This is a genomic window from Streptomyces sp. NPDC046876, assembly GCF_040645035.1.
Lineage (GTDB): Bacteria > Actinomycetota > Actinomycetes > Streptomycetales > Streptomycetaceae > Streptomyces.
The window spans coordinates 1-12,555 of sequence record NZ_JBEYXK010000082.1 but is presented as its reverse complement, the minus strand read 5'-3'; the positions used below and the strand labels follow the sequence as shown (position 1 = coordinate 12,555).

At 72.4% G+C, this 12,555-nt stretch carries 9 protein-coding genes; 3 read left to right on the top strand and 6 right to left on the bottom strand.

Going from position 1 to position 12,555, the window contains the following annotated elements; translation table 11 throughout:
- The first annotated feature begins 3 nt into the window (after window positions 1–3).
- A complete protein-coding gene (locus ABZ924_RS29815) occupies window positions 4–570 on the top strand; it encodes an arginine repressor (protein WP_361916438.1) in 567 nt (188 codons plus the stop codon).
- Between the two features lie 74 nt (window positions 571–644).
- Here the strand turns inward: ABZ924_RS29815 and ABZ924_RS29810 are convergent, their stop codons facing one another.
- From ABZ924_RS29810 to ABZ924_RS29785, 6 genes are all read right to left on the bottom strand, one after another.
- Window positions 645–1,262, bottom strand: a complete 618-nt coding sequence (locus tag ABZ924_RS29810) for a hypothetical protein (RefSeq protein ID WP_361916435.1) — start codon at window positions 1,260–1,262, stop codon at window positions 645–647.
- On the bottom strand, window positions 1,259–1,618 hold the full coding sequence (locus ABZ924_RS29805; RefSeq protein WP_361916433.1) for a hypothetical protein: 360 nt from the start codon (window positions 1,616–1,618) through the stop codon (window positions 1,259–1,261). Before ABZ924_RS29805 ends, ABZ924_RS29810 begins: the two co-directional genes overlap by 4 nt.
- Window positions 1,611–6,623: a caspase family protein gene (locus tag ABZ924_RS29800; protein ID WP_361916430.1), complete on the bottom strand. Its 5,013-nt coding sequence runs from the start codon at window positions 6,621–6,623 to the stop codon at window positions 1,611–1,613. The genes ABZ924_RS29805 and ABZ924_RS29800 overlap by 8 nt, the downstream gene beginning before the upstream one ends.
- 74 nt (window positions 6,624–6,697) lie before the next feature.
- On the bottom strand, window positions 6,698–7,375 hold the full coding sequence (locus tag ABZ924_RS29795; protein ID WP_361916494.1) for a L,D-transpeptidase family protein: 678 nt from the start codon (window positions 7,373–7,375) through the stop codon (window positions 6,698–6,700).
- A 36-nt stretch (window positions 7,376–7,411) separates the two neighbouring features.
- Window positions 7,412–7,993 (bottom strand): pyridoxamine 5'-phosphate oxidase family protein, encoded by a 582-nt coding sequence (locus ABZ924_RS29790; protein WP_361916427.1) that lies wholly within the window; start codon window positions 7,991–7,993, stop codon window positions 7,412–7,414.
- A gap of 59 nt (window positions 7,994–8,052) precedes the next feature.
- A complete protein-coding gene (locus tag ABZ924_RS29785) occupies window positions 8,053–9,435 on the bottom strand; it encodes a HEAT repeat domain-containing protein (RefSeq protein WP_361916424.1) in 1,383 nt (460 codons plus the stop codon).
- A 254-nt stretch (window positions 9,436–9,689) separates the two neighbouring features.
- Here ABZ924_RS29785 and ABZ924_RS29780 point away from each other — a divergent pair, with 254 nt between their 5' ends.
- Entirely contained in the window at window positions 9,690–10,886 is a 1,197-nt protein-coding gene (locus tag ABZ924_RS29780) for an argininosuccinate synthase (protein WP_361916422.1), read from the top strand.
- 114 nt (window positions 10,887–11,000) lie between these two features.
- On the top strand, window positions 11,001–12,431 hold the full coding sequence (argH, locus tag ABZ924_RS29775; protein WP_361916419.1) for an argininosuccinate lyase: 1,431 nt from the start codon (window positions 11,001–11,003) through the stop codon (window positions 12,429–12,431).
- The last annotated feature ends 124 nt before the right edge of the window (window positions 12,432–12,555 follow it).

The following is a 12,555-nucleotide window of genomic DNA, read 5'->3' as shown; positions in this document are numbered from 1 at the left end:
ACGATGAGCCAGGCGCAGGACAACGAGCGCTGGGGGTCTCCCCAGGCGGCGGAACCCGGGGCCGGACCCGCCGTTCCCCAGACCCGCACCGCACGCCACCGCCGGATCGTGGACATCCTCAACCGGCAGCCGGTCCGCTCCCAGAGCCAGCTGGCCAAGCTGCTCGCCGACGACGGGCTGAGCGTCACCCAGGCGACGCTCTCCCGCGACCTCGACGAGCTCGGCGCGGTGAAGATCCGCAACACCGGCGGCGAACTCATCTACGCGGTACCCAGCGAGGGCGGCTTCCGCACCCCGCAGGCCCCGCTCGGCGAGTCCGCCAAGGAGGAGCGCATGCGGCGCCTCTCCGGCGAACTGCTGATCTCGGCGGAGGCCTCGGCGAACCTCGTCGTCCTGCGCACCCCGCCGGGCGCGGCTCAGTTCCTCGCCTCCGCCATCGACCAGGCCGAACTGCACTCCGTCCTCGGCACCATCGCCGGCGACGACACGCTGATGCTGATCAGCCGCGACCCCAAGGGCGGCCAGGCCCTGGCCGACCACCTGCTGCGCCTGGCCCAGAAGGAAACCTGACGGATCCCGCCGACGGGAGGCCGGGCAGCGGGATCCGCGGATCGCGCTGCCCGTAGCCGGTTACCCGTAGCCGGTCACTCGCAGGCCTGCACGGGCACGGCACTCACCAGCCGCCCCACCGGCAGCGCATGCCGGGTCTTCACCGCCCCCTTGCCGGACGTGACCACCACCTCCTGCGGCCCGACGCGCACGAGCTCCCCGCACACCTCCGCCGAATCGGTTGTCACCCGCACCAGGTTCCGGGCCGGCGGCTCCGACAGGGTCCACAGCACCACCAGGGCCCCGGCCGCCAGCGCCACCCCGGCCACACAGCACACCGCCGCCCAGCGCAGCGACCGGGTGACCCGTACGACCTCGCGCTCGGTCCAGCGGCGCAGTGCCTGCCCCGCCAGCAGGATGTCCTCGCCGGGCCGCCCGTGCGCCGCGCGCGCCGCGAGCAGCAGCCCGACCAGCAGCAGCACGTACGCCGCCACCACCATCGCCGTCGCGGCCACCCGCACGGCCGGCCCGGCACCCGTGAGGGAGTCCGGCCCCTTGACCACGGTCAACACGGCCAACAGCCCGGTGATCCCGGTGAGCCCGGTCCGCCACCCCTCGGCCTGCCGACGTAGCGGCCCGATCTGCTGGAACTCCAACTCCCGCGCCAGCTCGGCCCAACGGCGGTCGGACCGGCTGCTGCCGCTGCCGCTCACGGGGCTGCCCCGATCCGCCAACTGGCCCCGCACCCGATGAAAACGGCCTCGGCGGGCAGCCCGGGATGGGCATGCCCGCACTCACAGAAGTGCACCTCGGAGGCCACGGCCTGATCGGCGTCGGCGGGACGGCTCCGAGCCCCACCGAGCCAGCTGCGCAGCCCCTTGGTCCCCAGCCCGGGCATCCCGTAGCGGTACACGGTGACGGTCGCACCGGCGCAGCGGGGACATGTACCGCTCAGGGTGGCGGAGTTGCCGTCGGGGGCGGGGGTGGTGGTGAACCCGCCGGAGGCCACGTCACCGAGGGAGGTCTCGGCGTAGGCGAGGGACACGTCGTGCGGGGCGGGGTCAGTCATCACTCTCTGCTTCCTGCGGCGGGTCGGGAAGTCTCAGCCCGAACATCTCCGCGTAGAGGGCCAGCCGCTCCCGGACCCACGCCGCGTCCTCGCCCACCGCCCGGGCAGCGACCGCGAGCTGCTCGCTGCTCACCGTGCCGTACAGGGCGGGCAGCAGCCCGTCGCAGTGCACGGACAGCACGATCAGGTCCTGCCACAGCGGGAGCACGTCTGGCACGGAGTCGATCACGGCCGCGGGACCGGGGTCGAGCGGCACGTACGGGGCGATGCGCCGCCAGGTCGTACTGACCGGCTCCCCGAGCCGCCCGGCGGCACTGACGACGTCGAGGGGGACGCGGGGGCCATCGGGGTCCGAGACCCGGTGCTCCTTGCCCAGAGCGAACACATCCTGTACGGACGGCACGGAGTCCGGGAGGGCTTCGAGCATGGCCTCGTCGAGGGCCGGGAGGAGGGCTCCCAGGGCCCGGAAGGGGCTGAGGCGCAGGTAGGCCGCGGCCGGGGGCAGGTAGCGCTCCCGGGCATATTCGATCAACCTCACAGCGGTGAGCGGCGTCCAGCGCGGAGGCTCCAGCCACTCGCCGTCGAAGTCGTCGGTGAAGCCGCGGTCGATGAGCGCCCAGCGCTCGTCGAGCCCCGGAGCGGCCTCGGCCAGGGGCTTGGGGAGCGGCGGAACCTGAAGGTCCAGGGAAGCTGCCAGACGTCGGGCAGTCTTCCAGGTGGTGCCGAGCGACTCCTCCAGTTCCACCGCGGCCGCGAAGAGCACGTCCGCCGTCGGCAGCACCGGATAGTCGGCTCCCGACCAGGACAGGTCCCGACCGGTGAACACCTGCTTGTCACCCCGGCGCATCCTGTCCCAGGCCTCGACGAGCTTGTCGCCTTCGCTGACCTTCACTCCTGCAGTGCGCAGCTCGTCCATGATCTGCGCCAAATCGAACCCGGAGGTCTCGTCGGGACGGGCGAAGGCGAGATCCCGGAGGCTGACGCCCTCCTCGAACCTGATGCCCCGGGCGTGTGCGATCGCGGCGAACGAGCCCGTTACCTCGTCCGGGACCAGCCTGTCGTGTCCGGAGTTCAGGGCATAGCGCCGTTCGAAGGCCAACCCGACCAGCTCGGTCGCGGCGGCGAGGTAGTCCTCGGCCTCGCCGAGCGGAACCTCATGCTCCTGGGCGAAGCACAGGGTCGCCGCCCAGGGCAGGGCCAGTCGGCCTTCTGCGTCGTGGTGGGTGAAGCGGATGAGGAGGGAGCGCAGTTCGTGCGGCAGCCGGAGCCACAGGCTGACGGTATCGGCGCTGTAGGCAGGCCAGCCGAGCCAGGCGTAACGCGCGATGTTGTCCGCTACTTCCTGAAGGTCGAGCTTCACCCTTTCGGCGACGCTTGCCACTTCCCACGGCCAGGTGAGCGGCCTCCAGGAGTCGTCCGGGTCGGGGGTGTACAACATGACGAGGTCCATGGCCGTGCAGATGTGCTCGACATGGTGCGCCGGCACGGCCGGCAGAGGCACGGGGAGGATGCCGGCGTAGCGCCGGCACCGCTCCACGAGCTCACCCAGGGGCACCTGTGTGTTGGCGGAGACGCGCACCAGACCGCGCAGGTCATCGGGCGCATGCATGTGCGCGTGCAGGTCGTAGCCGCTGCCGTAGGACCTGGTGCCCGTACCGGCCAGACCCTGTGTGATGCTGCGGTCACGCAGGGCGGGAATCCAGTCGGGATGTGTGAGCGCGCTGTCCGGCGGAGCGGCGAAGGCCGGGCTGGTGATGCGCAGTGCACGCACGACACGGATGATGTCGGAGACGGGTTTGCCCTGTTTGTGCGCCGTATTGAGCAGGACGCGCCAGTCGCTGACTTCGGCCGAGGACAGGACGCTCCATCCCGGAGCAGGAACTGGGTGTCCGGCGGTCGAAACCGGCGGGGCCTTGCGCACCCACACCGTACGTCCCTGATGTCCCAGCGCGGCCGCGCGCCAGGGGCCGACCCGTCCACCACTGTCGCTGCCCGTCGGCTGTTCACCCACCGAGGAATCGCGCATGAAGCAGCCGACCTGGTCCAAGGAGACCAGTTCACGCCGTTCGGAGTCCGCCCGGATCGGTAGTCGGAGCATCCTGCCCCCCAAGAACCGCCACAGAAGCTCGGCGCACTCCAGACTCTCCTTCTCGATACTCCATAGCCAGTTCATGGCCAGTCCCGGCCAGGACTCCAGGGCGGCGGCCCCCTTCCGCCACATTTCCGCTTCCCAGCCGCGGTCGTAGCTCTGGAGGTTGGTACGGCTCAGGCTCAGCTGCCCGGCGTGGGTCCCCGTCAGGTTCAGCACGTAGCCGAAGGGCTGCACGTTGGTGCGCACCCCGTCGCAGACCACCGCACCCTTGCCCTCCACCCACCACAGGGTGCCCGGCACGGCCTCCACCGAGGACTGCGCACCGGCGACACCCCTCAGCGCGCCGGGTTCCCACGTGTAGGACAGTCCCGGGCCGTCCTCGGCAGTCAAAGCGAACTCGCTGACCAGCACCCACGACCTCAACACGTTCACGCACGACACACCCGCAGCCGAGTCCCGCAGGTGCAGCCGGACCCGTGTCCCCCCGTCCGGCAGCGCGTCGCCGCCCGGTTCGTCGTACTCCTGGATGCGGAACAGGCTTCCGCTGCTGGAGATGTGCACCAGCAGGGCCTTGGGTGCCACCGTGCCGTCCGGGTCCACCGGCCGGGTGACGATCGTCATCTCGTCGGCCAGCATGAAGTAGCTGAACACACCGATCCCGAACCGGCTGTTCGGGTACAGCCGCAGCGAGCGGTCGTGCCGCAGCCACGCCTCCTGCTCGCGCCGGAAGGACCGGGACTGCTCGAAGCGGCGGCCCGCCTTGGTGAACGTGCTCTTCAGCTGCTCCACGCCCATGCCGACGCCGGTGTCCCGGCACTCGACGTAGCGCCCCCGCTCGTCCTCGCCCTGCACGAACGAGATCCGGCCCTCCCAGGGGCGCGGCTCCTGCCCCCGTCCCTGCAGGTACCGCCAGCGCATGGCCCGGTACCGGCAGGCGTCCATCGCGTTCTGGTACAGCTCGCGCAGTGCCAGCTCCGGCTTGCCGTCGTACAGCCGCTCGCCCATCAGCAGCTCCCGCACCTCCGTCTGCGCCAGCTGGAAGCGCAGCAGCGGCACGTCGTACGCCCGCCGCCCGCGCGACTCCAGCGGCCGCAGCCGGCGGTCGGTGACGCGCGCCGGCACCCCCGCCAGCAGCTCCGCGTCCGCCGCGGGCAGCCGCTGTGCCGCCTCCGCGACCGCGCATGCCAGCTCGTCGGCGCGCTCCACGGCCCCCGCCAGGGCGGCATGGATCGCCGGATGCGGGCAGACGGCGTCCAGGTGCAGCGCCTCGTCCTCCCGGTACCAGCCGGCATCGTGCAGGGCGGCCACGACGTCCTGCGGGAGCACCCCGTCCGGCACCGCCAGGTGCTCGGCGACCACGTCCGGCAGGGCGCGGACATCGAGCGAGAGGACCGCCGCGAGGTGGAGCAGTACGGCCAGCGGCCGCACGCGGACCGCCTGCGAGCCCTTCCCCAGCCGTACTCGTACCTCCCGCCGACCGGTGTCCTCCAGCGGCGGGCCCAGCAACACGGCCGAGGCGACCTCCTGCACGGCGTCGGCGAGCTCACCGACCCGGGCACCGCCCGTCTGCGGATCCCCGAGCAGGGCCGCGGCGAACGGCTCCACGAACCCCGGGGCGATGGCGTGCTCGTCCGTCTCGAACTGCTCGGTGATCCACCGGTGCACCAGCCACAGGGAGACGTTGCGCGCATCGGCGTCGGAGCCGCGCACCAGGCTGTCGGTGACCTTCCGCGCGATGTGCCGGTGGCTCTCCGCCACCTGCTCGTAGTGCCGCCGCCGCGCGTCCCCCTCCTCCCGGACGGACACCAGCAGCGGTTGGCTCTCCTCGGCCGCGCTCAGCCGGTTCGCCCAGGCCGCCTCGTGCAGGAACGGGGCCGCCACCAGCACCGCCGCCTCGACCGCAGACAGGGCCGTCCCATCAGGCAGCAGCAGGGGCAGTACGCGGCCCAGCAGCCGCACCGGGAAATCGTCGTCCGCCCAGGGGTCCGGCAGCCGCCGCTGCGCCTGGTCGACCGTACGGGCGCTGTCGTCGAGCAGCTGCTCCACCACCGTCCGGAACCGGTCGCGGTCGGCGCCCTGCGCCGCCGGGACCAGGTCCCACAGCGGGCAGTCGCGGGCCGCAGACCGCCAGGATTCGAGCAGGTGCCGGCCCGAGCAGATGACGGTCGCAGCGGTCTCCGGGGCCAGGTCGTTGCCGTAGCGCACCGTGGGTTGCTGGACCAGGCCGTGGGAACGGGCCGCCTTGGCGGTCCAGGCGGCCGCGGTGGCGAACACCTCCGCCACCGTCCGCGCCGAGGTCAGGGGCCGTAACGCCTCCGCGAGGCCCAGGCTGAAGAAGCTGCCGTCCTCGGTGTGGCCGCTGAGCTGCCCGGCCGCGCAGCCCGTCATCAGGGCGAACCGGCCCGTCGGCGGTCCGGCGACGATCCGGCTCCCCAGCCAGGCCGCTGCCGCGTCGCCGGACATCGGGGAGCGGCAGGCGTCGACCGTCCACAGGACGGTGTCCGCCCGGCAGCCGTCGAGGTAGCGGCTGATGTCGGCGGGCACGAGGCTCTCGACGACGTGCGGCCGGCCCCAGGCGTCACCGTCACCGTCACCGCCGGCGCCCACGCCCACCGGGGCGACGGCATCGTGCGGGACGAGGTAGTCCACGTCCGCGATGCGGACGCCGTGCCCGGTGAAGTGCACCAGCAGGGTGCCGCCCGCGGGGACCTCCCGGGCGGCCGCGGATATCCGGGAGGCGATGTCCCTGCGGGTCGCCTCCTGCAGCACCTCCACCTCGTACTCGGACGCGCGCAGCGAGGAGGCCAGTGCCCGCAGGTCGGCGGCGACCGGCTTCTCGAGCGACGCGAAGTGGCCGCCGGCCTCGGGAGTCGTACCGACCCCGATCAGCAGGGCCTTGCGCGTGTGGTCCATCTCCCGTACCTCCCCGGTGCTCCCTCAGGGATGATCGCACCCGGGGAGGGGCGGGGAAGGCGGGTCCGCGAAGGTCAGTAACGGGTGACGGCCAGCGCCCCGGACTCCGTGCCGATGGCGATGTGGGGGTGGTGGAGGGGGTCGGCCCAGCGGAGGATGTCGCGCATCGCGTCCTTCGGGACCGAGACGCAACCGGCCGTCGCCCCCTTGCCGTTGACGTGCAGGAAGATGCCCGCGCCGCGGCCGCGCACCGGCTGGTCGTAGTTGAAGGCGATGACCAGGGCGTGCGCGTACTGCGTCTCGTACGTCACCAGGTGCTCGGACTCGCCCGGCGCGCAGTCCGCGGGCAGCGGCTCCACCCAGCGGTTGTAGCTCGCCGACGCGTTGTCCTGGCACCACCAGGAATCCTTCGTCACCCGGCGGTAGTCGTAGTGCGTGCCGACCGGGGCGCGGCGGATCCCGAAGGCGTACGGGAGCTCGAAGAGGCCGGCCGGGGTGGTGTTGGTGCCCTGGACGCGGGTCGAGCCCTCCGTCAGGCCCTTCGCGCCGAAGCGGGCTTCGGTGCTGCCCTTCTCGTACCACTGGCCCGCCCAGTTCTCCCACCAGGTCACCCGCCCCGTGGTGGAGCCGGGCGCGGGCGCGACGGCGGTGATCAGCTGGCTCCCGCCGCCCGTGTCGGCGAGGAGCGCCGGCAGGGGCGGGGGCAGGGGCGACGGCGGGAGCCGGTGCGGGAGCAGGCTGGTGACGATCAGTGAGCCGGTGACGAGAGCGGTACGCAGCAGCACATATCAGACAGTACGTGGAGGAAGAGGCAGAGGCAGTGCAGGCAGGCCGTCGACACTCACCCCGATGAAGTCCTTCTTCTCGCAGTACTCGGCGAACTCCTCGTCCGTCTTGCGACCGAGGAACTCCGCATGGAGGGTGCGCTCGCCCTGGTACTCCATGAAGGGGACGGCGTACCCGCACACGTCGGCGATCCGCTTCGCGTGAACGACGATGACGGCCCGCGCCCCGGGCCCGTCCGCCTCGGTGAACAGTCCGATGAGCTCGGCCCAGCGGGGGTCGTCGCGGAAGACGGCCTCGGCCTCGCCGTGGATGCGGACGATGTTCGGCGGACCGGCGAACGCGCACCACATGAGGGTGATCCGGCCGTTCTCACGGACGTGCGCGATCGTTTCCGCGCCGCTCCCGCCGAAGTCGAGGTAGGCGAGGGTCTCCTCGTCGATGACGACGAGGGTCCCCTTGCGGCCCTTGGGTGACAGGTTGATGTGACCGTCCGCCGCGAGGGGGGCGGTCGCGGTGAAGAAAATCGGCTGCTCTTCGATGAACGCGCGCAGACGACCGTCTATTCGGTCATGGAGTTTTCCCATGGGGATCAGTATCCGGGGGGCGTCAAGGAGTTGGGCGTCCCGCCCTTGGGGGTCCCGCCCTACGCATACTCCCCTTCCCCCACCGAATACAGCACCATCGACGCCGCCCACCGGAGCCTCGGGTCCCCGTCCTCGGCCAGGGCCCGTGCCGTCTGCAGGGTCGCGGGGCCGTTCTGGATGCGCAGGAGGCGGAATGCCGCCCGGCGGGTGTGCCGGCGGTGGCTCGTGCTGCAGCGCGCGGACAGGGCCGCCGGATCCAGCCGGTCCACCACCGGCCGCAGGGTGCGGCGGGCCTCGCGGACCACCGACGGGGCGGGGTCGTCCAGCAGGGCGAGCAGCATGGTGTCCTCCAGGGCCGGGTCCAGCCGCCGCAGCCCTGCCACGGCTGCGGCGCGCACCCGGCCGGTGGGGTGCTCGAGGAGGTCCCGCAGCAGCGGGAGGTCCGCCGGGTCGCCGCATTCGGCGAGGCCCGACACCGCGTACGGGGACGGCTCCGCCGGGTCGGTCACCAGCCGGCGGTAGTGCTCGCGCGGGTCCCCGCCGGCCCGGTCGACGAGCCGGCGGGCGCAGGCCCGTACGCGGACGGACCGGTCGGCCAGGTACCGTACGACCTCCTCGGCCCGGCCGGCGTCCTGCAGCGCGGTCAGCCCGGCGGCGCGTACCTCGGGGAGGCGGCCCCCGAGCAGCACCTCGACCACCTCCCGCCCCGCCGCCTCATGCCGCGCGTCCCCGGCCCACCGCCCCCCGGCCCGCCCTGCCGCCAGCTTCCGCATCACGGCGTCCGTCCACATCCGGGCGGTCGCCGCGTCGTGCTCGGCGGCGGCCTCCCGGGCCATGTCCGGTACGGACAGCGCACCGCGGGTGCGGGCCAGCGTGATGCGGGCGGCGAAGCGCCGGGTCGGCACGTCGTCGAAGCGGCGGAGCCAGGTCAGCATCTCGTCGGCCTCCCGCCGTGTCGGCGGGCCGGTGACGAGGCCGACGCGCCACCACTGCGCGAGGCGCGGCTCCCGCAGGCGCAGGGCGGCTTCGAACAGCTCCACCGCCCAGCCGCCCTGCTCCCGCCCGGCCAGCCGGATGACGAGCGGCAGGGCGGTGAACAGGGTGTACCGGGCGTCGGCGGCCACGGACTCGACCAGCAGCCGCCGTGCCTTGGCCCGTACGGCCGGAACCCGGTCGGCGCAGCGGATCACCACGAGGGGCAGCGGCAGCGAGGTCGGCGCCGCCACCCGTCCGGGCAGCCGCGGGCGCAGCGAGAGCAGCGCCGCCTCCCGTACCCGCCCGTCGGGGTGGCACAGCCGCAGCTCCACGGGGGCGTCGGGGCGGTTTCGGACCGTGCCGCCCCGTACCCTGCGCGCGAACGCGTCGAAGGTCAGCCAGGCCTGGGTCGAGGTGTAGGGAAGGACGAGCCGGACCGATTCCGCCGTGCCGCCGAGCAGTGCCATTGCGGCGCCGCGTCCCGCGGCCACCGCCCTCCGGCGATCCGACAGATCCGGCCTCATGTGCGCCCCCGCCCCGCTCTTCCCACCCGTCCCATGGCACCCCTTCCGGCGCCCCGCACCTGAGCGTACCGGCGGGGCCCGACCCCCGCCGCCGGATATTTCCCCTGGTCAGGACCACCGCCACACCACTCATTGACGAAACATACGGAGTAGTGCATAGTTATGCCTGTCGTTGAATGCACCGTAAGGAGAAACCCGTGACCGAGCGCGTCGTACTCGCCTACTCGGGCGGCCTGGACACCTCCGTCGCCATCGGTTGGATCGCCGAGGAGACGGGCGCCGAGGTCATCGCCGTTGCCGTGGACGTCGGCCAGGGCGGCGAGGACCTGGACGTCATCCGCAAGCGCGCTCTCGCCTGCGGTGCCGTCGAGGCCGAGGTCGCCGACGCCAAGGACGAGTTCGCCAACGAGTACTGCCTCCCGGCGATCAAGGCGAACGCCCTCTACATGGACCGCTACCCGCTGGTCTCGGCGCTCTCCCGCCCGACGATCGTCAAGCACCTGGTCGCCGCCGCCAAGAAGCACAACGCCGGCATCGTCGCCCACGGCTGCACCGGCAAGGGCAACGACCAGGTCCGCTTCGAGGCCGGCATCCAGGCGCTCGGCCCGGACCTGAAGTGCATCGCCCCGGTCCGCGACTACGCGATGACCCGCGACAAGGCCATCGCCTTCTGCGAGGCGAAGAACCTCCCGATCGCCACCACCAAGAAGTCCCCGTACTCCATCGACCAGAACGTCTTCGGCCGCGCCGTCGAGACGGGCTTCCTCGAGGACATCTGGAACGCCCCGATCGAGGACATCTACGAGTACACCTCCAACCCCGCCACCCCGCGCGAGCCCGACGAGGTCGTCATCTCCTTCAAGGAGGGCGTCCCGGTCGCCATCGACGGCCGCCCCGTCACCGTCCTCCAGGCCATCCAGCAGCTCAACGAGCGCGCCGGAGCCCAGGGCATCGGCCGGATCGACATGGTCGAGGACCGCCTCGTCGGCATCAAGTCCCGCGAGGTGTACGAGGCCCCGGGCGCGATCGCGCTGATCACCGCCCACCAGGAGCTCGAGAACGTCACCGTCGAGCGCGAGCTGGCCCGCTACAAGCGGCAGGTCGAGCAGCGCTGGGGCGAGCTCGTCTACGACGGCCTGTGGTTCTCCCCGCTCAAGCGCGCCCTCGACGGGTTCATCAACGAGGCCAACCAGCACGTCACCGGCGACATCCGGATGACCCTGCACGGCGGCCGCGCCGTCGTCACCGGCCGGAAGTCCGAGGAGTCCCTCTACGACTTCAACCTGGCCACCTACGACACCGGCGACACCTTCGACCAGTCCAAGGCCCAGGGCTTCATCGACATCTTCGCCCTCTCCGCGAAGATCGCCGCGAAGCGCGACCTGGCCGGCTGAGCCGGACCCGGAGCTCGCCCGAGTCGTTGTGCAGTGCAGTACCCCGACGGCCTCCCCGTTACCTCCGCGGCGGGGAGGCCGCCGTACACCCACCCTTTTCGAGGAGCAGTACCTGTGAGCAGCAACAACGGTGGTGACGTCCGGCTCTGGGGCGGCCGGTTCGCCGACGGCCCGGCCGAGGCCCTCGCGAAGCTCTCCGCGTCGGTCCACTTCGACTGGCGCCTCGCGCCGTACGACATCGCCGGATCCCGCGCCCACGCCCGGGTCCTGCACAAGGCGGGCCTGCTCACGGCCGACGAGCTCGACCGCATGATCGCGGGCCTGGACCGGCTCGAGGCGGACGTGGCCGACGGTTCGTTCACCGGCACGATCGCCGACGAGGACGTGCACACCGCCCTGGAGCGCGGCCTGCTGGAGCGGCTCGGCGCCGAGCTCGGCGGCAAGCTGCGCGCCGGCCGGTCCCGCAACGACCAGGTGGCGACCCTCTTCCGGATGTACCTGCGCGACCACGCCCGGATCATCGGCGGCCTGATCGCCGAGCTCCAGGACGCGCTGGTCGGCCTCGCCGAGGCGCACCCGGGCGTGGCGATGCCCGGCCGGACCCACCTCCAGCACGCGCAGCCGGTGCTCTTCGCGCACCACGTCCTCGCGCACGTGCAGTCGCTGTCCCGGGACGCCGAGCGGCTGCGCCAGTGGGACACCCGCACCGCCGTCTCCCCGTACGGCTCCGGCGCCCTGGCCGGCTCCTCGCTGGGCCTGGACCCGGAGGCGGTCGCCGCCGACCTGGGCTTCGAACGGGGCTCGGTCGGCAACTCGATCGACGGCACGGCCTCGCGCGACTTCGTCGCCGAGTTCGCGTTCATCACCGCGATGATCGGGATCAACCTGTCCCGGATCGCCGAGGAGATCATCATCTGGAACACGAAGGAGTTCTCCTTCGTCACCCTCCACGACGCCTTCTCCACCGGCTCGTCGATCATGCCGCAGAAGAAGAACCCGGACATCGCCGAGCTGGCGCGCGGCAAGTCGGGCCGCCTCATCGGAAACCTGACGGGCCTGCTGGCCACCCTCAAGGCCCTGCCGCTGGCCTACAACCGCGACCTGCAGGAGGACAAGGAGCCCGTCTTCGACTCCTGCGACACCCTCGAGGTCCTGCTGCCGGCCTTCACCGGCATGATGGCCACCCTCACGGTCAACCGGGAGCGGATGGAGGAGCTGGCACCCGCCGGGTTCTCGCTCGCGACGGACATCGCGGAGTGGCTGGTCAAGCAGGGCGTGCCGTTCCGGGTGGCGCACGAGGTGGCCGGCGAGTGCGTCAAGGAGTGCGAGTCGCTCGGGATCGAGCTCGACGAGCTCACCGACGAGCAGTTCGCGAAGATCTCGGAGCACCTCACCCCCGAGGTCCGGACCGTGCTGAACGTGCCGGGGGCGCTCGCCTCCCGCAGCGGCCGCGGCGGCACCGCCCCCTCGGCGGTGGCGCTCCAGCTCACCGAGCTGAAGGCGGACCTGGTCATCCAGCACGCCTGGGCCGCGCACAAGCAGTAGCCGCCGGCCCCGTACCCCCCGCGGCCTTGCGGCCCGCACGCCCACCGGCCCCCCGGGCCGCGGGCCCTGTACGTCCGCACGCCGCGGGATGCCCGGAGGGGCGGCCGGAGCCCTGTGCTCCGGC

What these genes read in the sequence shown, in the direction of transcription:
- ABZ924_RS29815 (WP_361916438.1), top strand. Translation starts at nt 4, where the DNA reads ATGAGCCAGGCGCAGGACAACGAGCGCTGGGGGTCTCCCCAGGCGGCG.
- ABZ924_RS29805 (WP_361916433.1), bottom strand. Translation starts at nt 1,618, where the DNA reads ATGACTGACCCCGCCCCGCACGACGTGTCCCTCGCCTACGCCGAGACC.
- ABZ924_RS29800 (WP_361916430.1), bottom strand. Translation starts at nt 6,623, where the DNA reads ATGGACCACACGCGCAAGGCCCTGCTGATCGGGGTCGGTACGACTCCC.
- ABZ924_RS29790 (WP_361916427.1), bottom strand. Translation starts at nt 7,993, where the DNA reads ATGGGAAAACTCCATGACCGAATAGACGGTCGTCTGCGCGCGTTCATC.
- ABZ924_RS29785 (WP_361916424.1), bottom strand. Translation starts at nt 9,435, where the DNA reads ATGGCACTGCTCGGCGGCACGGCGGAATCGGTCCGGCTCGTCCTTCCC.